This is a genomic window from Flavobacterium aquiphilum (assembly GCF_027111335.1).
GTDB classification, from domain to species: Bacteria; Bacteroidota; Bacteroidia; order Flavobacteriales; family Flavobacteriaceae; genus Flavobacterium; species Flavobacterium aquiphilum.
In genome coordinates, this window is record NZ_CP114288.1 from 4,650,919 (window position 1) to 4,670,156 (window position 19,238).

14 protein-coding genes and 2 tRNA genes are annotated in these 19,238 nt (G+C 36.3%); 8 read left to right on the top strand and 8 right to left on the bottom strand.

What is annotated here, in order from left to right:
• The first annotated feature begins 11 nt into the window (after positions 1-11).
• The 4 genes from OZP12_RS18895 to OZP12_RS18910 all read left to right on the top strand — a co-directional run bounded on the left by OZP12_RS18895 (position 12) and on the right by OZP12_RS18910 (position 2,560).
• A complete protein-coding gene (locus tag OZP12_RS18895) occupies positions 12-767 on the top strand; it encodes a DUF2490 domain-containing protein (protein ID WP_281226631.1) in 756 nt (251 codons plus the stop codon).
• A gap of 56 nt (positions 768-823) precedes the next feature.
• Positions 824-1,111: a chromate transporter gene (locus tag OZP12_RS18900; protein WP_281226632.1), complete on the top strand. Its 288-nt coding sequence runs from the start codon at positions 824-826 to the stop codon at positions 1,109-1,111.
• On the top strand, positions 1,027-1,992 hold the full coding sequence (chrA, locus tag OZP12_RS18905) for a chromate efflux transporter (RefSeq protein ID WP_281229092.1): 966 nt from the start codon (positions 1,027-1,029) through the stop codon (positions 1,990-1,992). The genes OZP12_RS18900 and chrA overlap by 85 nt, the downstream gene beginning before the upstream one ends.
• A gap of 352 nt (positions 1,993-2,344) precedes the next feature.
• Positions 2,345-2,560 (top strand): hypothetical protein, encoded by a 216-nt coding sequence (locus tag OZP12_RS18910; RefSeq protein WP_281226633.1) that lies wholly within the window; start codon positions 2,345-2,347, stop codon positions 2,558-2,560.
• 89 nt (positions 2,561-2,649) lie between these two features.
• On the opposite strand, the gene OZP12_RS18915 is transcribed toward OZP12_RS18910, so the two are convergent.
• From OZP12_RS18915 to der, 3 genes are all read right to left on the bottom strand, one after another.
• Entirely contained in the window at positions 2,650-5,445 is a 2,796-nt protein-coding gene (locus OZP12_RS18915) for an outer membrane beta-barrel protein (RefSeq protein WP_281226634.1), read from the bottom strand.
• A 170-nt stretch (positions 5,446-5,615) separates the two neighbouring features.
• Positions 5,616-7,328 (bottom strand): arylsulfatase, encoded by a 1,713-nt coding sequence (locus OZP12_RS18920; protein WP_281226635.1) that lies wholly within the window; start codon positions 7,326-7,328, stop codon positions 5,616-5,618.
• Positions 7,329-7,486: 158 nt separating this feature from the next.
• Positions 7,487-8,797 (bottom strand): ribosome biogenesis GTPase Der, encoded by a 1,311-nt coding sequence (gene der / locus OZP12_RS18925; RefSeq protein WP_281226636.1) that lies wholly within the window; start codon positions 8,795-8,797, stop codon positions 7,487-7,489.
• Positions 8,798-8,869: 72 nt separating this feature from the next.
• Here der and OZP12_RS18930 point away from each other — a divergent pair, with 72 nt between their 5' ends.
• The gene (locus tag OZP12_RS18930) at positions 8,870-9,436 is read left to right on the top strand and encodes a hypothetical protein (protein WP_281226637.1); all 567 of its coding nucleotides are present in this window, start codon (positions 8,870-8,872) and stop codon (positions 9,434-9,436) included.
• Between the two features lie 501 nt (positions 9,437-9,937).
• Here the strand turns inward: OZP12_RS18930 and era are convergent.
• Positions 9,938-10,819: a GTPase Era gene (gene era / locus OZP12_RS18935; RefSeq protein WP_281226638.1), complete on the bottom strand. Its 882-nt coding sequence runs from the start codon at positions 10,817-10,819 to the stop codon at positions 9,938-9,940.
• A 118-nt stretch (positions 10,820-10,937) separates the two neighbouring features.
• On the opposite strand from era, the gene OZP12_RS18940 reads away from it, so the two are divergent.
• The 3 genes from OZP12_RS18940 to OZP12_RS18950 all read left to right on the top strand — a co-directional run bounded on the left by OZP12_RS18940 (position 10,938) and on the right by OZP12_RS18950 (position 11,698).
• Positions 10,938-11,010 (top strand) — tRNA-Met (locus OZP12_RS18940).
• 142 nt (positions 11,011-11,152) lie between these two features.
• Positions 11,153-11,225 (top strand) — tRNA-Met (locus OZP12_RS18945).
• A gap of 218 nt (positions 11,226-11,443) precedes the next feature.
• Positions 11,444-11,698 carry a GIY-YIG nuclease family protein gene (locus OZP12_RS18950; RefSeq protein ID WP_281226639.1) on the top strand — a complete coding sequence of 85 codons (255 nt, stop codon included), beginning with the start codon at positions 11,444-11,446 and terminating at the stop codon, positions 11,696-11,698.
• A gap of 200 nt (positions 11,699-11,898) precedes the next feature.
• Here OZP12_RS18950 and OZP12_RS18955 read toward each other — a convergent pair whose 3' ends face one another.
• The 4 genes from OZP12_RS18955 to OZP12_RS18970 all read right to left on the bottom strand — a co-directional run bounded on the left by OZP12_RS18955 (position 11,899) and on the right by OZP12_RS18970 (position 19,237).
• Positions 11,899-13,329 (bottom strand): hypothetical protein, encoded by a 1,431-nt coding sequence (locus tag OZP12_RS18955; RefSeq protein WP_281226640.1) that lies wholly within the window; start codon positions 13,327-13,329, stop codon positions 11,899-11,901.
• A 531-nt stretch (positions 13,330-13,860) separates the two neighbouring features.
• Positions 13,861-15,849, bottom strand: coding sequence for an alpha-L-arabinofuranosidase C-terminal domain-containing protein (locus tag OZP12_RS18960; RefSeq protein ID WP_281226641.1), 1,989 nt, complete (start codon positions 15,847-15,849; stop codon positions 13,861-13,863).
• Between the two features lie 148 nt (positions 15,850-15,997).
• Positions 15,998-17,440: a glycoside hydrolase family 28 protein gene (locus OZP12_RS18965; RefSeq protein ID WP_281226642.1), complete on the bottom strand. Its 1,443-nt coding sequence runs from the start codon at positions 17,438-17,440 to the stop codon at positions 15,998-16,000.
• Positions 17,441-17,680: 240 nt separating this feature from the next.
• Complete coding sequence (locus tag OZP12_RS18970) at positions 17,681-19,237, bottom strand: glycoside hydrolase family 28 protein (protein ID WP_281226644.1); 1,557 nt, start codon at positions 19,235-19,237, stop codon at positions 17,681-17,683.
• Position 19,238: the final 1 nt, after the last annotated feature.

Here is a 19,238-nt window from a genome sequence, read left to right on the forward strand (position 1 = left end):
AAAAAACCTTCATGAAGACCATTAGATTATTTTGCCTTTTGCTGATATGTTTCGCATCCAAAGCACAGACCGAAAAGAACATAGACCATCAAAGTTTACTCTGGACACGTTATTACAACCAATTGACAATAAATAATAAATGGGCCATTCATACTGAATTTGATAATCGAATTTTTATAAATCCTGTAGAAGAAAATCTATACGTTTTTCGCATACATGGACGATACAAAATCAACAATAATGTAGATTTCGGGGCAGGTTATGCCTATTTCTCGGTAGCTACACAAGACCCCGAAGTCACTTATGATTTTAGAATACCGGAACACAGAGGACAGCAAGACGTCACTTTGAAGCAGGAATTTGGCAATTTCACATTGAATCAACGCTTACAAGTAGAAGAACGATTCATTCACAATGCCAATAAAGTAGAATTGCTTCCAGGAACAACTTTTTCATGGAGATTCAGATACCGTCTTCAGGGAGAATATTCTTGTTGGAAAAAGGATAGTCAATACCTAAAAGGGATTGTTTATGACGAATTGATGATTAATGCAGGAGAAAGCATTGTAAAAAACACTTTTGATCAAAACCGAATTTACGCCGCTTTGCAATACGGAATCAACAAAAATTTTGCAGTGGAATTAGGTTATTTGAATAGTTTCCAACAGCGTGCGAGCGGTGTTGATTATTTTGATCGTGATATTATCCGATTTACCCTTTTCCATAAAATAAAATTGAAAGAAAGACAAAAAACACAAACCAATTAAGGTCTAAGCTTTTTGGTTTGTTTAATGACAAAAACTGCATCGAAAAACCAAACCAAATGAGTACGGAAAAACCGAATTATACCTTAATTGATCTCATAAAATATTTTCTCAAGTTAGGCACGACAGGTTTTGGCGGTCCGGTAGCATTGGTTGGCTATATGCATCGTGACTTGGTTGAGAATAAAAAATGGATTAACGAATCCGATTTTAAGGAAGGATTGGCGTTGTCACAATTAGCCCCCGGTCCTTTGGCCGCCCAATTGGGAATTTATATGGGTTTTGTGCACTTTGGTATTTTGGGAGCAACCCTTTCCGGATTGGCTTTTGTCCTTCCTCTTTCTTAATGGTGGTTTTATTGGGAATTGCCTACCAAGTCTATGGTGGTTTGCCGTGGATGCAAGCAATTTTTTACGGCATAAGCGCAGCAGTAATTGGCATCATTGTTTTGAGTTCCTACAAACTGACCATTAAATCCATCAGCAAATTTGAAATCCCTGCCATAAAAAGCAATTGGTTTCTTTGGTTATTTTATATTACAGCTATCATAATTACTGCTGTTACCCAAAATGAAGAACTGCTATTGTTTGTTGCTTTTGGTTTTATCTACATGATTGCAAAAGCGCCTCCGCAATGGATAAAACGACCAAAGGCAGCATCTTTCTTTTTACTCTCAACGGTTGGATTTTCAACTATTGATTTAGGAAAATTAGGAGACCTTGCCTGGTTTTTTATCAAAGCCGGAGCCTTTGTCTTTGGGAGCGGACTTGCCATTGTTCCATTTCTGCACTCCGGTGTTGTGGTAGAACATCATTGGCTTACCGAAAATCAATTTCTTGATTCTGTAGCGGTAGCCATGATTACTCCGGGCCCTGTGGTAATTACGGTAGGATTCATAGGTTATTTGGTTTCTGGATTTACGGGGGCGAGTATTGCGGCACTTGGAGTCTTTCTACCCTGTTATTTGTTTACCGTTATTCCGGCTCCTTATTTCAAAAAGATATCCCAAAACAAAAGTATAAAAGCTTTTGTTGACGGAATAACAGCCGGTGTAATTGGTGCTTTGGTCGGTGCCGTAATTGTGATTGCTACCCGTTCGATTGTGGATATTCCGACAGCGCTGATAGCGATAGGAACGGTTTTGGTTTTGATTTATGTGAAAAAGCTGCAGGAACCTCATATTATTGGGATTGCAGCGCTTTTGGGTATTCTATTGAAGATGTTATAATAATATTTAAAACAAAATATTAAACCGTTAGGCTGCGTAAATCTGCGTGCTAATTTTTTCACGCAGACTTATGCAGATTCTTTTTTCTGATTGTAAAAAAGCAGAATGTTTCTCTTTAGCCCCGATAGAAATGAAAATCCTTGTATGCCGGGGTTCGGCATACAAGATTGAAATGGATAGCGGGAACAATGTTGATTAAAACACCAAATGTTCTGCTCCAAAAAAGAATGATCAAGTAAAAAAAGTAGTCCTAAATTAGGCTAGTTTTCCCCTCTTTTTTAAGAATTGATTAGTTCTGAATTAACTAAAATTTGTTAAAACTAGTCGTAACTTTAATAGAAAAGTTGAGGCCATGAAAAATTTCGCAATTAAACTGACATGGTTGACCACCATTTATGTTGTAGTTTTTGCGGCACTGTGCCAAACAAAACTACTTTTTCCGGTTGTAATGGGTCTGTACCTTATTGGTGTGTGTCTATATTTGTATTTAGTTTATACTGTTTTGCACGATGAGGGATACAAAACAAATAAGAGATTTAAAGATTGGTATGGCGACCATCCTAGATAGAAATCTTTAGAAACACAAAAAAAGTCCCAAACACAAAATAGCGTGTTTGGGACTCAAAACAAAAATCTAATATTTACTTTCTCTTAGACCTAAAAAGGTCTCGGTGGCCCATCCCCCATCATCATTCGTCCTCCTCCTTCTCTTGGGCGATCCATACTTCTTCCTCCAAAACTACCCAATTTGTATGACAGGGAAAACATCACGTATCTTTTCAAAACTGTATTTTCTTCATCACGAATGGTCGTAGCTGATATAGTTCTTGTAGCACTTTGATTTTGATTCAAAATATCATAAACTTTTACTTTCAAAGCCATTGTTTTTTTCAAAAAGGCGTATGACAAACTCGTGTTCCATAAATAGAAATCTTTATTGAAATCTCCAGACAAATTAGAGTTGTAAGTATAACCGAAATCATTACCCCAAATCCAATTTGTAGGCCAATAACTGGTTGTCTGTAAATTGATTCGGTGTACAACAGCCGAAGTTGCACTCAATGAAGAATTCACATATCTGGATTCGTTATAAGACAAATTGTATGAAGGCGCAATCGTAAGCAATTCTCCATAATCATAACTAAAGTAAACTCTTGGCGAAATCCCTAATGATTTTGCATCGTACAAAATACCATTTGTGTATCCTTTATCCAAAGAATAAGAACCGTTCAAGCCTAGACCATATCTGAAAGTGCTTGCCTCACTTTTAATAGTTTGTCCCCAGTTTCCTCCCACAGAAGTAGTGTAGGTCCCTGAAACATTTTTGTAAGTTGTATTCTTTTTACCACTGGAATCAAAGTTTGAGAAACTAACAATATCATTGTCAAAGAAATCTGCCCTTGCAAACAAACCGTATCCAGAACGAGTACGCATGTCAAAATTTCTATAAAAAATATTCAGACTGTTTTTCTCCGTTGGATTCAAATCAGGATTTCCTATCACGGTATTCAACGGATTTGTCAAGTTCGCCACCGGCAATAATTGTCCGGATGAAGGAAGACTATTGGAATACTCATATCTTATCGTCACCCCTTTTGTTCTATCAACTGAATATCTGATTTGGGCACTACCATACGGTAAAATATATTTCTGATCCAAATCGGTGTTTTTATTTAGATATAAGGAATGATTATCAAAATCAACTATCGATGTGCTTGAGTTCAGGTTAAAAGTGAATTTGTTTTTCTCAAAAGTAAGTCCCGCTTTTGGAGCAATAGAGTTTTGCGTCGAAGTAGTATAATTAGTAAATGCATTGTTCAATGACGAATAAGTACCTGTCGCCACATCATAATCATACGTTTTAACATCATTCACATTGTTTGACCAACCAAAATCAGAACCTAAACGGATTCTCAACGAATCGGTTATTGGCTGTGTATATTCCAATTCAGCCGAATACGAATCTGAACTGCTCTCAGTTTTTCCGTTTTGATTTCTCAAATCATCAGGGCGATTACCTTGATGAAAAACAGTTTCGGACGTATTTATACCGTCTGAATCACTTTTTGAATTACTATTAGAGAAAACAAAACTCAGGTTTTGCGATTTCTTTTTGAATGCCTTATTAAAGTTTATCGTATTTCCAAAACTTGTAGAGGTACTCTCTTTATAGGATTTGGATTTACTTTCATTTAAAGCTACCTGATTGTCATCTACAGTATTACTGAAAGATTCCGAATTACTGTTTGAACGGTTTTGCTCAATTTTTGGTTGAAATACAATTCGGGTATCCGGGTTTACTTTGTATTCAAACTCAAAGTTGGCTTTGTTTCCTGTATTTTCATTTCTGGATTTTGCGTCAGATTCCGTATAATTATTACCATCCGATTTTAATTCGGCATAATTAGCTTTGGTTTCGTTTTTAGTTACCGTATTTGCAAAATTGTAACTTCCCATCGCTTGAAAGTTCTTAGCCCATTCATCATTATAATTCAATCCTACCAAGTTTGATGTCGTTATCCCTTTTCCGTTAGTCACACCACTGCTTCCTCGATTATTCCCTCTGTTATTTCTTCCTCCTCCCATATTATCAAATACATCGTCCATTGTAAAACCCGTTGAATTGATATTATTAGAAGAAGCCAACAAACTTATTTTTCGTTTGTTATTAAAATAATTCAATAAAAAGCTGGATTCATAACGGTCATCTGATCCATATCCTCCAAGGAATTTCCCAAAGTATCCTTTATTTTTCTTTTCATCAATAGTAAAATTGATACTTGAATCGTCAGAAGTTGATGCTTCTTTTGATAATTCCTGCTTTTTGGTTTTATAATCCGATACCTGAACTTTACTGATTACTTCGGCCGGTAAATTTTTAAGGATTATCGCTCCATTCTTGTCAAAAAATGTTTTTCCGTTTACCAAAAACTGGCTTACATTTCGCCCATTTACTGTAACATTTCCATCATTATCAACCTCTACTCCTGGTAATTGCTTCAACAAAGTTTCGACATTGGCATCCGGGCGCACTTTATAAGAAGCGGCATTATACTCCAGCGTATCTTTTTTTACACGGATTGGCGGAGCATCGCTTTTTATCACAACAGTTTCTAATTCATTTGGATTTTGAGTCAGATATACTTTTCCAAAATCTTTACTTGCCAAAATTCCGGTTTGTTTAGCCACAAAGTTTTTGTACCCCATGAAATTGACTTTCAAATTAACAGGCTTATCGTATTTTTTAATGTTGAATTTAAAAAGACCATTTTTATCGGTAGTCGTGTACTCTATAACGGCCGAGTCTTTTACAGTTGAAAAATAAACCGTAGCACCAGACAATGGAGCTTTGGTCTCAGCATCATACACTCCTCCTTTTACAATAATGGCATTTTGTGCATTAACAACAGAAAAAAACTGAAGTAGAAATAAAAAAGAAAAAAATCTGGTCATGAAAAACTTTGTTACGATCAGCCTGTAAGACACACAAACAAAAGAATGGTTTAACAGCGCACCTGTTTTTTAACATTAAAAAATAAAAAAAATAAAAAAACACTTCAATAACAGCCATTTATACCATAAAAAAAATCCCGGTTACCCGGGATTTTCATCAGTATAAAAAATTAATCGCGCTCTTTACCATTTCCTGGACCTAAATTGGTTTTGTAAAAATTATCATAAAAACCTTTATGATCGTGCACTCCATTATTTTTGGCATACTCTTCCCAGGACTTTATCAAATTTGCTTTAATATCAGGATAGATTTTGGACAAATCGTTAGATTCTATAGGGTCTTTATCTAGATCATACAATTCCCATTCTCCGGTACCGAAAGGAACAGGAAGCCTCAAAATTTTGTATTTTCCTTTTCTATATGCTTTCATTTCAAAAAGTTCCCAACCCATGCCTTCTTCATGCAAAACGGTCGAAGTACCGTTCAAAAGAGGCAACATTGATTTACCAATGAATTTGTTGGCTATTTTCTTTCCTTTGTATTGTTTAGGAAGTTTTGCTCCCGTCAAATCCAAAATGGTTGGCAAAATATCGGTAACGTGTGCGAAAGCAGCATTCCATTTACCGTTGTTATTTACTGATTGAGCAGGCATTTTGACAATCAAAGGCGCTTTAATTCCTCCTTCGGACGTAAATCCTTTGAAAAATCTAAAAGGAGAAGAAGATGCTTTAGCCCAAGCGGGTCCCATTTCAACAAAAGATCCTTTCAAGCCTTTGTTTTTCATCGAATTATCAAATGTGCTTAAATATTTGCCATCTGCATTACCTGGATATGTAGCTGCCACGGCACCATTGGCACCATTGTCCGACATAAAAACAATCATCGTATTGTCATATTTGCCTTCTTTTTTCAAATAGTCAAAAATTCGTCCGATACTCATGTCCATATAATCAAGCATGGCGGCATACACCTCCATATCTCTGGCAAATTCTTCTTTCTTTTCTTTTGGTAATTTATCCCACTTGGGAATACTCGGATTAACATAAGCCTCTTTTAAATCTTTAGGGATTATCCCTAATTTCTTTAAATTATTGAAGCGCATTAAGTTCAATACATCCCACCCGGAATCGAATTTACCTTTGTATTTGTCGATATATTCTTTAGGAGCCTGCAAGGGATCGTGCACTGCGGTAAAAGATTGGTATGCAAAGAAAGGTTTCTGATCGTTCTTATTACGGTCAATAAACTTTATAATCGAATCGGTATAATTTCGAGTTGAGTAAAAATCTTCAGGCAATTCAACCACTTTCCCATTTCGGGTGTATGTCATGGATTGTAATGGAGACAACGGTCTTTGATCGTTTGCGTGACTTCCTCCTCCGGTGCCAAGAATAAAGGTTTCTTCAAATCCTCGTTCAAACGGATTCTGACCAGCATCTTCACCCAAATGCCATTTTCCAACCATATAAGTATGGTATCCATTTTCACGCAGAATTTCAGGCAATGTAATAATCGACTTATTCAAACTCCCGGCATATTCCGGAAGATTTAATTTATGTAATTCCGGATAATCCATTTCGTGCATAATACCGAGACCCGCGACATGATTATCACAACCCGTTAAAAGCGAAGATCGTGTAGGCGAACATGTAGGTTGCACATAAAAATTTGAAAAAAGCTGACTTCCCTTCGAAAGGTTATCTATAACTGGCGTATTAATATTGCCTCCATAACAACCTATGTCACTAAATCCTAAATCATCTGCAACGATCAAAAGAACGTTGGGTTTTTCTAAAACCGAATCATTTTTCTCCTGATTTTTTTTACAGGAAACCAAAGCCAATACAGCAAAAAAGGCGACAAAACATTTTTCAAATTTCATAATCCTAATGTATTTAATATTAAATCTATTATTTTCTCATAAAGAACACATAATAATACCATTTATACCAATAAAACAGTATAACATTTAACTTAAAAACAAAAATAGCATAAAAACGATAAAAGCAATAAAAAAATCCCGGTTACCCGGGATTCAATTTATTTTTCTCTGATATAGATATCTATCGGCACTCCTGCGAAGTCCCAATTTTCCCTAATCTTATTTTCAAGATAACGCTTGTAAGGCTCTTTTACATATTGAGGCAAATTGGCAAAAAACACAAACTGAGGTGTTGGCGTTGGCAACTGCATACAATATTTGATTTTTACATACTTCCCTTTCATTGCCGGTGGCGGATAAGATTCAATCACTTTCAACATGAATTCGTTGAACTTTGAAGTAGGAATACGTCTCTGTCTGTTTTCAAACACTTGAACACTTGTTTCCAAAGCTTTCAACAAACGTTGTTTGGTCAATGCCGAAACAAAAAGAATAGGCACATCGGTAAATGGCATTAGTTCCTTTTTGATTCTATCCGCATAATCACGGGTTGACATAGTATCTTTTTCGACCAAATCCCATTTGTTCACCAAAATCACAAGACCTTTGCGGTTTTTTTCGGCCAACCAAAAAATACTTTGGTCCTGACCTTCAAATCCGCGGGTTGCATCAATCACCAAGATACAGATATCGGCATGTTCAATCGCACGCACCGAACGCATCACCGAGTAAAATTCCAAATCTTCTTTTACTTTGGCTTTACGTCGGATTCCCGCTGTATCGACCAAGTTGAATTCGAAACCAAAACGGTCAAATTTAGTATCGATCGCATCACGGGTTGTCCCAGCAATATCGGTAACCATAAAACGATCTTTACCGATAAGCGCGTTTATAAAACTCGATTTTCCGGCGTTTGGTCGTCCTACCACCGCAAAACGAGGCAAAACTACTTCTTCCTTTACAGGCTCTGGTTTAACAGGAAAAGCATCGATCAAAGCGTCCAACAAATCTCCCGTTCCACTTCCTGAAATACTCGCAAAAGTAAAATACTCGCCCAATCCCAGGTTATAAAACTCCACGGCATCTTTCTCACGCATCGCATTGTCCACCTTATTCACGGCTAGTAAAACCGGTTTGGTCACTTTGCGTAATAATTTGGCAACCGTTTCGTCCATTGGGGTAATCCCCTCTTCAACATCTACAACAAAAATGATAACATCAGCCTCATCGATGGCCAATTCTACCTGTTTACGGATCTCTCCTTCAAAAACATCATCCGATCCGCGCACATATCCACCCGTATCAATCACAGAAAACTCTTTTCCGTTCCACTCGCTTTTACCATAGTTTCTATCGCGGGTCACCCCAGACACTGAATCTACAATAGCTTCTCTTCTTTGTATCAGCCTATTAAAAAGGGTTGATTTCCCTACATTAGGTCTTCCTACTATCGCAACAATATTGTTCATAATCTAAATTAGATATTAATTTTTCCGAACACTGCTTTCCAGTTTCGGCCTGCAAAGGTAGTGTATAAAAGCATGAATATCAATTTTTTTGGTATATTCGCCAGATTAGACTCCCTTAACCACTTCATTTATAATTTTATGGATGCCAATAACGAGATCCGTTTGCGCTTGCGATTCTACAAAGAAGTCAACCAGGACATTGATTCACTGCGTCAAAAATTCATTCATTTCACCACCACGAATTCTCCGGATTTTATTCTGAAAATAAAAGAATACCACATTTGGATCAACATAAAAGGCATCAAAAAAGCCTATTGGTCACCGCACCTTCATATCGAAATGCAGTCCAAAGGCGAAAACCAAACCCACATTCGCGGTTTATTTGGCCCCGACCCCGGTTTATGGACTTTTTTCATGTTTCTGCATTTCATGATCGCGGGAACATTCATCATTTTTTGTGGTATCGCTTACTCCGATTATGTCCTCAAAAGATCCACGGCGGGTGATTTTGTGGTGATGTCCCTCATGGTTTTCGCTTGGTTTCTGCTCTACGTCATAGCTAAACAAATCAGACACAACGGTGAAAAACAAATGAACGATATCGAAAAAGTGTTTTTGGAAATTATTTCTTCAGAGTAATTAGTCATTAGTACTTAGTGAATAGACTTTTGACAAAAGCTAAATCAAACAATCCCAATGATAAGGAGCCAATCCAGCTCTACATTGCAACTCCTCGTTCAAAAAAGAGTTGTTCCAATGCACTTGCAGGAGCTTCCTCCGGTCGCTCAGCAACCACAGGAACAACAACCTTTTTTCACTGCGGGGTTTCCATTTCGATCTGGGCTAAAAAAAATCAGCATTAGAATAAATTCCAACACTGATTTTTAAATTATTATTTTCATCCTGTACCTGTACGGACAGGTCGCGAACCGTAACACGAATTAACATCAAAGTACGGACAGGTCGCAAACCATAACACGAATTAACATCAAAGTACGGACAGGTCGCAAACCATAACACGAATTAACATCAAAGTACGGACAGGTCACAAACCATAACACGAATTAACATCAAAGTACGGACAGGTCGCAAACCATAACACGAATTAACATCAAAGTACGGACAGGTCGCGACCTGTCCCTACGAATTATACCCAAAACGTTTCAGCATATTCGCGTTGCTTCTCCAGTTTTTGTTCACTTTCACATACAATTCAATATGGATTTGTTTGCCAAAGAATTTCTCCAAATCCACGCGAGCATCCATTCCTACTTTTTTCAGGGCGGCACCTTTGTGACCTATGATGATTCCTTTTTGGGTATCACGCTCCACCATAATTATCGAACGGATTCGGATGATATTTTCATCTTCGAAGAATTCTTCGGTTACGATTTCTACTGCGTAAGGAATCTCTTTACTGTAGTTCAATAATATTTTTTCACGGATGGTTTCGTTCACAAAAAAACGTTCCGGTTTGTCCGTCAATTGGTCTTTTGGATAATAGGCTGGTGATTCCGGCAATAACGAAATGATTCTTTGAAACACTTCCGGCACGTTAAAATTCTGCAACGCCGATATCGGATAAATCTCTGCATTTGGCACTTTCTCCGTCCAAAAAGCCACTTGAGCTTCCAACTGCTCTTGATTGGAATTATCAATTTTATTCAGCAACAGCAAAACAGGGATTTTCGAATGGATGATTTTATTGAAAAAAGCCTCGTCTTTCAAATCTTGTTCACCAATTTCGACCATGTAAATCAAAACATCGGCATCCTCAAAAGCGGATTTCACAAAATCCATCATTGCCTCCTGCATTTCATAAGCCGGTTTGATAATTCCGGGAGTATCCGACAGTACCATTTGAAAATCCTCCCCATTCACGATTCCAAGAATCCTGTGACGTGTTGTTTGTGCTTTTGACGTGATAATCGACAATCTTTCACCAACAAAAGCGTTCATTAGTGTTGATTTCCCAACGTTTGGATTCCCTATGATGTTTACAAAACCTGCTTTATGTGACATTCTTTCTAAAAATTTATTGCGCAAAGGTAGTTATATCAAGCCAATAGATAAAACAAAACTTTTTTTTTAATTTTTGTCGAAAGTGTTGTTTTTCGTCGTATATTTGCACCCGAAACATCGCGGGATAGAGCAGTAGGCAGCTCGTCGGGCTCATAACCCGAAGGTCACAGGTTCGAGTCCTGTTCCCGCTACTAAGGTAGCCTTATTGAGATTACAAAACGCACATCGCGGGATAGAGCAGTAGGCAGCTCGTCGGGCTCATATCCGCCACGGCGGACACAGACTCAAGTCCTGTGCTACTAATAAGAATCTCAATATAACATAAACGCACATCGCGGGATAGAGCAGTAGGCAGCTCGTCGGGCTCATAACCCGAAGGTCACAGGTTCGAGTCCTGTTCCCGCTACTAAGAAAGAGAACTAATTTAAGTTCTCTTTTTTTATGCCCTAAAATTAGGGGTTGTAGTACTACATCTCAAAAAAGTTAGGGATTTATCACAAATCTTATTCATAATTTGTAACTCGTCAGACTCATATCCGCCGCGGCGGACACAGGTTCGAGTCCTGTTCCCGCTACTAGAAAAGCTTCACATTGTGGAGCTTTTTTCATTTACAAGACTTTTTTATGAATGAATTTGTTGTTTACATATTATATTCTGAAAAATTTGATAAGAATTACACTGGCTTCACCTCCAATTTAATTGAACGGTTCAAATCTCACAATCATCTTGGCACCAAAGGACACACCTTAAAATTTAGACCATGGAAAGTTATTCATGTTGAATTTTTCAATTCTAAATCAGAAGCAATGCGAAGAGAAAAATATTTAAAAACAGGTACAGGAAGAGAATTTATTAAAAATCTTATTCATAATTTGTAGCTCGTCGGATTCATATCCGCCGCGGCGGACACAAGTTCGAGTCTTCGACGCGGCGAACTACTAAGAAAAGCTTCAGAAAAATCTAGAGCTTTTTTTTGTTTATAGACTATCTAATTTAGATAGCGGGTGCGAAGTCGGGAGACATTCGCACAGCTTTTCAAAAGAAGACTTTGTAGAGCGAATAAAAGATTATTCTATGATTATTTACTTCTCAAATTTTCAAAGTTAAACACTTGTCCATTGCTTGATTTTACAGATATATAATAATTCCCTAGAGGTAAATCAAGAGCAATCTCGTCTCTTTTTGGAACGGCAAGAATCGATTCAATAGGGATTAATAAATCTGCTTTTCTAGTTTTATTATATTCTTCCAACGAAAAAACTTCAACCAATAATTCTTCATTTTTAAAAAATCTAAATTTTTTGTTTTTCAAAAATACTTTTTTAAAAACCTCATTCGGATAAATCGATTTTAGATTTGCTTCAAGATTATTTATTAAAAAATAATCAGCACTTGATTTCATTAAAGTATCCTTTGCAAATACAGACCTAGGAAGCAACACCAATTTTTCGTTCGTTTTGGTTATAAGTGACTCCTGATTAATTGTAATTGGATCAATCTTAGAATATTCTTTTAAATAACTAGCCATAGCACGCCTTTCCCCTTCTTCTTCCAAATGACCATGCCCCACATAAATAAAGATTTTTGCGTTCGGATCTTTCTCTATTATTTTCATGATATTCTTTGCCTGACCTGCTTCTCTATCTATATTTCGATCAGTATTTTCATGACCTAAAATAGTAAATCCCATTGTATATGCTTTTCTAACAAAATGGCCAAAATAGGGATCTTTGATATAAAATCCATTTTTAGCATTTGGGAATACGCCGATATTATCACCCTCATTTCCATTGAATGTTTCGAGTGAAACATATTTAAAATCATTTTGTTTTAAAACATCCAATAGCTGCATGGCAAACAATCGATGCTTAGGATAATAATGACCTTCATTAAGAATAATTATCTTATTATTCTTTGCAAGTCGAGAAATTTCAGCAAAAACATTTTCATCCTTTTTAACTATATCTTCAGATAAAGCATTTGCAACAGTTTTATCAAATCGATCTTGTTTATTTTCATAATCTCTTATTAGCGAATCATTCTCTTTGTTGTTACTCATAAAAGAATTTAAAGTATAGTATAAGGATTCTTTGAATTGAAGCTCTTTCGGATCTTTTATTGGAACCGACTTTAATTTATTCCTCCCCTTCAAATAATTTTTATTTGGTTCAAACGTATAATAATTAAAGATTTTTATGTAAGACAGTTTATTCAAGTTCCTATCATCCAAATAAACTCTTTTTATATTATCCGAAATCATTTTTAAATTAGTTACTCCTTCTTTCAATTTATGCGTAATGCAGACAATTTTATTGGAACCTTTTTGTTTTTCAGACACAACAATCCCATTGATGCTATCATTCCTCATTAATTTCTCATGCGTAATTGTATCTGTAGTATTCCTTAAATTTTTAAAAAAATAAAACACTTCAAAATTTTGATCTGTTTTATAACTTAAAATCAAATCGTTTATGGAAACATCTTTATTAGCATTTAGTACTTTTTTCAATTTATTTTTTTCAATTTCAGAAACATCATTATAATAAGTTACATTCCCTAAAATATCAACAGAAACATTTGCTAAATCATTGTAACACAAATCACCATAATTTCTTTGCTTAACGAAATAATTATGTTTACTAATATCCTGCCCAATTGCTTTACATCCAAAAAAGATTAAAAAACAAGTTATGGCAAAATGCGATTTTATAAAATTAATTTTATTGTTATTCAAGATCATTATGAGTCAATTTTAAATATATTCTGAATTACTTTAAGTTGCATTTTTTTACACAGACTAATATATAACTATTTTCTTATAAAAATAATTAATTTAAGTGATTAAATTTTTACAAAATAGATTTAAATTTAAATTAATTCAAAATCATTTGTAAATCATTATTTCCCTTTAAAAGATCAATAAAATAGCTTCAAAATATTCTATTAAGACAAATAAGAAACAGCGCAATCCGAATGTCTTCCAGATTGCGCTGTTTCTTATAAAAGTATTTTCCTTTACTCTTCTTGATTCAGACTTCTATTACTCCATTTTCAATTTCAAAATATTTACTGAATATGCAGGCAAACTCAATTGTGCTTTCTCCCCTTTCAATTTATACTCGCTTTCTATCGGGCTTATTTTTGTGGGTTCGGTAAAAGTATTTTCATCTTGTAAATCCGGGCTGGTTAGTGTAATTAAAGTTCCCTTTGAGGCCAATTTACTTCCTTTTAAATCAATCGTAACTTCTTGAGCTGTTGTTGCTGTATTGACTAATTTTACAATCACTTCTTTGGTATTCATATCTTTCACGGCAGAAGCATAGAGATTGTTTTGCCCTGTTAACGCTTTTCCGTCTTTGGTGATCGTTAATAAATCGGTTCCCTTATTGGCTGAAAACAACTTTTGCACATAATAATTGGCTGTCCCTATTACCTGCAAATTATTGAACCAAAGCATGTCCGGTGCCCATTGCCAAGCTTCTTCATGAGCCATCAGTGGCGCATAGGAACACAAATTAACCACTTCGGCATTGCGCTCCAATCCGGTCATGAAAGCCGCTTCAGAGAACGCGCATTCCCAATTATTTTTGTTTCTTGGATTTGGTCCGGAGGAACCGCTTTGGGCAGCATATTCCCCTGCAAATATTTTCGGTCCTTTGCGGTCGTAGTTATCATAACGGGTCGCATTTTCCCTGAACCATTGCGGACTTTTATAATAATGTTCATCTACGAGTTCGGCATTCAGTTTTTTGAGTTCCTGCATACCATAGTCAAAAAACTCCCCATCTGGCGAGGGACCACTACCCGACACGATAGTTATGTTTGGATATTTTGATTTAATCGCTTTTTCAAAAACTTTATATCTTTCAATATAATCCGGCCCCCATTGCTCGTTACCAACACCTATTAGTTTTAAATTAAACGGTTTTGGGTGCCCCATATCCGAACGCACTTTGCCCCAAGGTGTATCAACTCCGCCGTTGGCAAATTCGATTAAGTCCAACGCATCTTGAACATAAGGATCCAGTTCTGCAATTGGCGCCAATTCCCCTGTATTATACTGGCAAGCCATTCCGCAACTTAAAATAGGCAATGGCGTTGCGCCAATATCTTCTGAAAGCTGAAAATATTCGTAAAATCCAAGTCCGAAACTTTGAAAATAATCTGGAGTCTGTTTACTGGGGAACTCCACGTTCCAACGGTTCATCATCGTTTTTCTGTCCTCAACATTTCCAACCGAATTTTTCCATTGATAGCGGTCTGCCAACGTTCTTCCCTCAACAATGCAACCGCCAGGGAAACGCAAAAATCCAGGTTTCATATCGTACAAAAGCTGTACGATGTCTTTTCTCAATCCGTTTTTTCGGTTCTTCCAAGTGTCTTCCGGAAATACCGAAATCATGTCCAAATCAATAGTCCCAGTTCCTTCAAAAGTGATTTTCAATTTTGCCTTGGCTTCAGTTTGTGTTGCTACAAATTGTGCAGAATAGTTTTTCCATTCGTCTGATGTTGGTACAATATTGGTCTCTCCAATTACATTTTTGTCTTTATCAATAAACTGAATAATTATTTTTTTGATTGCTCCATCATGATTGGCTGCTTTCAAAGAAAGATTGTACTTCGCATCTTTTTTAACGCCCATTCCTCTAAATCCTTCATTAATGATCGCATACCCTTGAGGATCATTTATAAGAATTCTGCAAAAATTAGTATTGGTTTTATTTTTCAATTCTTTGATCGGCGTCGCAACACCCGACTGCTTATTCAAAGAACTTCTTTTGGTATTAGGCTGATCCCATCCCATCAACGGTTTATCAAACTCGAAAGATCGGTTTTTAACCATCTCGGCATACAATCCTCCATCGGCGGCAAAATTGATATCCTCAAAAAACAAACCGAACATTGTCGGTTTAATTTTTGTAACGGTTTTATCAATGTTTACTTCTAAAGTTGTCTTTTGCGCAAAGCCATGAATTCCACTGACTAATAAACCTCCCAGGACTATTTTTGCGATTATATTGTTTTTCATTGTTTGTTTTTTACTTTGAAATACTATATTACTTTTAAACACGTCACGTAGAAAGATGCACTGCAGTGCATCTCTACAGTGCATCTTTACATTTTATATCTGCTAATTTAAAAACTTCAGTTATTCAGACTATCCTTTCCTTCCCTGTTTATTGCTTTTTCACAGTTTCCAGTTTCTCAGGAAAAGCTGATTGTCCTTCTAAATTATTAATTACCAAAGAATCTACATTTTTACTTTCAACTGCGTATTTAAAATAGTCGGGTTTGTTTTTCCCCCATTGCACAGAGCAGTTTTGCAATTTTACACTTTCGGCTGCATCAAAATAAAAACCGGAAGTACTGCCTTTTATAAAACCATCAGCTTCACAAGGGCGACGATCGTAAAGCCCACCTGGGTTAGTGGTTGTTTTATCAATAAAAACACTCACATTGTCAAAAACAATATTTTTAATTTTGTCTTTGGATTCGGCACTTACATAAGCTCCGTTTTCACCCGTACATTGAATATTGGTGAAATAAATGTTTCGAATTTCTCCCACTTTCCCTTCTGTAGCACCTTTTGGAAAACGCCAGTTGGCATCTTTATGATTGCCTTTTGCACGACGATAAGCCGTGATATAAATAGGTTCTGCTTTTCCCCACCAGGTATCTGTAGTCAAGCGGCCTTCGATAATCATATTTGAAAAAATAACGTCGCTCACCGTTCCTTCATCTCTGTTTTGAATTCCTACCCCGCGATTACTCTTTTTAATAATGCAATTATTGAACACCACCTGTCTGATGGCATCCATATTTTCAGAGCCGATTTTGATAGCGCAACTGCTGCTGGTCATCGTACAATTGGTAACCGTAATATTTTCACAAGCTCCAAATTCTTCAAATTCCCTTCTGTTTTTTAAGCAAATGCAATCGTCCCCGCTTTCTATATAACAATCACTAATACGAACATTTTTTGAATGATCAACGTCAATTCCGTCACTGTTGCGGACTTTCAAACTGTTTAACAACGTAATTCCGCTAACAACCACATCGTTGCAACCGATAAGATGTACCGTCCAATAAGCCGAATTCCCAATATGAACATCTTTTATCCTGATATTTTTTCCGCCAATAATCGTCAGAACATGAGGTCTCGGATCCAATACGTTGAAAGGCTTTAACACATAAGCATCGTCTTCTTCAGCTCCCATAAACGAGATTCCATTTCCGTCAATTTTACCGCTTCCGCTAATGCTAAAGTTTTCGATATTTTTTCCGCCAATCCAAATAGTACCTTCGCCTTTATTATCACGAAAAGCACTTTCTGTATATAATTTTTCGTCAGGACTTGCCAAAATCTTTGCGCCTCCCTCAATATATAAATCCACATTCGATTTCACATTGAAAGGCCCTGTCAAAAACGTAAACGGAGCAGGAATTAATACTCGTCCTCCCGTTATACTACAAGCGTCTATTGCCTTTTGAATCGCAACAGCATCATTGGTTTTACCATCTCCTTTGGCACCGTATTTCTTGACATCATAGATCTTTTGGCTTATAGCAGTCAATGAAATACAAAAGACGATTACAGTTAATACAAGTTTCTTTGTCATTTGTTTATATATTAAAAGATTATATGACTGTCCGCTAAGATGACCAAAAAAAAAATATTTTTAACCATTAAGATATTAAGAAAATTAAGTTTTTAGGCTTAATGAAGCTTAATTACTTAATGGTTTTAAGAGAAAAAAACTTTTGTTTTTTAATAAGCCAACAAAATTTTGGGTTGGTATTATTAACGGATAGTCATAAAAGATTATTTTCAAATCTTATTTAAAATTGTTGAATCTAAATTATTTGGTCGGCAAAACAAAAGTGTTTTGTACCGGTTCTCTCTTTCTTTTTAAAGCTTCTGCATCAAGGTTACTTGAAGGAACATCTTTAAAAATAATTTGGTTTACCTTATCTGAAGGAACGTCGATTTTTTCCATCTGAAGTCCTTTTACATCATCAAAAACAAAGGCAGGACGGAAATCTTCTTTTTTCAAGACCAATTTTATATTCTTCATTTCTATTCCATCGACATGACGAACATAAAATCCCCAAGAAGGCAACTCGCCAAACATCGTAAATTCAGGATAGCCTTTTTCATTTTCAAGAACATCTTTTAATCGGCTCAAAGGCAAATACGCCATTCCTTTGGAAGCTCTTCCCGGATAAATGATTTCAATATTTTCTAAAGTAACATTTTCTATAGCATGCCCCGGAATTCCCGCAATCGAAGCCGGGAAAGGGTTATGAAAATAATCTACCTCCGGTCCACGCAAATCATAATCTATATCAGGGCGTCCAAAAGGAACCTGTACTTTTACATTTTTGATAGAAACATTTTTGATATAACCGGGCTTCACCCCATTTCTATGACCTAACCGAATCAAAATGGCATTTCCTGTATTGACTGCCACTATGTTCGAAACCTTAATATTTTCTATTTCGGCACCATCAACCGATTCAATCGCAATAGCTGATCTGAAAGTATCATACACCTTAATGTTTTCTATAGTTACATTTTTGAAACTCCCATACGAACCGGTACCAAACTTAACCGCGCTTGCGCTTGATCTGATGGAACAATTTGCTATATAAATATTGTTATTCTGCAATCCCGCAGAATCCGATTTTAAACAAATACCATCGTCAGCCGAGTTTACGTTGCAATTGGTTACCCTCACATTTTCGCATCCATTGATGTCGATTCCGTCATTGTTCCAATAGGCTCTGCTTTCAACCGTCACATAATCAACAACAATATTGGAACTTTGCTCAAAACACGTCACCCAACCAGAGCTGTTTTTCACTGTAATGCCAGTCACTTTTATAGAATCACATTTGACAAAAGAAACCAATTTTCCTCTTCCATCACCTGGGCGCAATCTTCGATAATTATATTCGGGGTCAATTCGTACTCCGGTATGATGCAAGCTATCTATAGCTAGTGCCAATTCTCTTCCTTGTCCGTCAATAATTCCTTTTCCGCTTATCGAAATATTTTTTGAAGCCGTTGCAACAACCAAAGCTCTTCTTCCTTCATATTTCGGGTAATCATTAACATCAGTACTTCCCAAGAGAACTGCTCCTCCCTCAAAAAACAATTCTACCCCGCTTTTCAAAACAATACTTCCCGAAAGAAATTTCCCTTTTGAAAAAACAACTCTTCCTCCCTTGTTTTTATTAGCGGCATCAATTGCTTTTTGTATTGCTTTGGTGTTTACAGTTTTGCCATCAGCCACAGCTCCAAAAGCCGTAACCAAATAATCTTTTCCTTTATTCGCATAAATTTCTGCACCGAAACTTATTTGAAAAAGAAAAAACAAAATGACAAAACAGTTTAAAATTCTTTTATAACTCATT

Excerpts from the sequence above, each read along its gene's own strand:
- OZP12_RS18900 (WP_281226632.1), top strand. The coding sequence starts at position 824 with ATGAGTACGGAAAAACCGAATTATACCTTAATTGATCTCATAAAATAT.
- OZP12_RS18895 (WP_281226631.1), top strand. The coding sequence starts at position 12 with ATGAAGACCATTAGATTATTTTGCCTTTTGCTGATATGTTTCGCATCC.
- OZP12_RS18950 (WP_281226639.1), top strand. The coding sequence starts at position 11,444 with ATGAATGAATTTGTTGTTTACATATTATATTCTGAAAAATTTGATAAG.
- era (WP_281226638.1), bottom strand. The coding sequence starts at position 10,819 with ATGTCACATAAAGCAGGTTTTGTAAACATCATAGGGAATCCAAACGTT.
- OZP12_RS18930 (WP_281226637.1), top strand. The coding sequence starts at position 8,870 with ATGAATATCAATTTTTTTGGTATATTCGCCAGATTAGACTCCCTTAAC.
- OZP12_RS18915 (WP_281226634.1), bottom strand. The coding sequence starts at position 5,445 with ATGACCAGATTTTTTTCTTTTTTATTTCTACTTCAGTTTTTTTCTGTT.
- OZP12_RS18920 (WP_281226635.1), bottom strand. The coding sequence starts at position 7,328 with ATGAAATTTGAAAAATGTTTTGTCGCCTTTTTTGCTGTATTGGCTTTG.
- OZP12_RS18965 (WP_281226642.1), bottom strand. The coding sequence starts at position 17,440 with ATGACAAAGAAACTTGTATTAACTGTAATCGTCTTTTGTATTTCATTG.
- OZP12_RS18960 (WP_281226641.1), bottom strand. The coding sequence starts at position 15,849 with ATGAAAAACAATATAATCGCAAAAATAGTCCTGGGAGGTTTATTAGTC.
- der (WP_281226636.1), bottom strand. The coding sequence starts at position 8,797 with ATGAACAATATTGTTGCGATAGTAGGAAGACCTAATGTAGGGAAATCA.
- OZP12_RS18970 (WP_281226644.1), bottom strand. The coding sequence starts at position 19,237 with ATGAGTTATAAAAGAATTTTAAACTGTTTTGTCATTTTGTTTTTTCTT.
- OZP12_RS18910 (WP_281226633.1), top strand. The coding sequence starts at position 2,345 with ATGAAAAATTTCGCAATTAAACTGACATGGTTGACCACCATTTATGTT.